Origin of the sequence: Pseudomonas sp. EA_65y_Pfl1_P113, from assembly GCF_963970525.1 — a bacterium.
Taxonomy (GTDB): domain Bacteria; phylum Pseudomonadota; class Gammaproteobacteria; order Pseudomonadales; family Pseudomonadaceae; genus Aquipseudomonas; species Aquipseudomonas tritici.
Genome location: NZ_CAXAQM010000286.1, coordinates 1 through 566, shown reverse-complemented (window position 1 = coordinate 566; position 566 = coordinate 1). Strand labels below are relative to the sequence as shown.

Annotated in this window: 1 protein-coding gene; it reads left to right on the top strand. The window is 67.0% G+C overall.

Going from position 1 to position 566, the window contains the following annotated elements:
- A partial coding sequence (locus AACY52_RS29635) for a redoxin family protein (RefSeq protein WP_339561273.1) occupies positions 1 to 528 on the top strand: 528 nt, incomplete at its 5' end.
- Between the last annotated feature and the right edge of the window lie 38 nt (positions 529 to 566).

Genomic DNA, 566 nt, shown 5'->3' with positions numbered 1-566 from the left:
ATGAAGCGGCTGCTGATCTGGGTGCCGTTCGCGGCGGCGGTCGCGTTGCTCGCAGTGATCGGCTGGGGCCTGTACAAGCCCGCCGACCGCACCATTCATTCGGCGCTGGTCGGGCAGCCTTTGCCCAAATTCGACCTGCCGCCGATCGTGCCCGGCAAGCCGGGGCTGGCGACGACCGCGTTCGCCAAGGGTAAGCCGCGGCTGCTCAACGTCTTTGCCAGTTGGTGCATCCCGTGCATCGCCGAGGCCCCGCAATTGCTCGCGCTCAAACAGGCCGGGGTCGAGATCGATGCGGTGGCAGTCCGGGACACGCCCGCTGCCATCGCCGATTTCCTGGCGCGCAATGGCGATCCTTATGCCGCGATCGGCGATGACAAGGTCAGTGCGGTACAGCTCGCGCTGGGTTCTTCGGGCGTGCCCGAGACCTTCGTGATCGGCGGTGACGGGCGGATCGTGCTGCAGCATGTCGGCTACATTCGCGAGGAGGATGTGCCGGGCCTGATCGCGGCCGTAAGGAATGCGCGGTGAGGCGGCTGGCCCTCCTTTTGCTGATCGCGTCCAGCCCG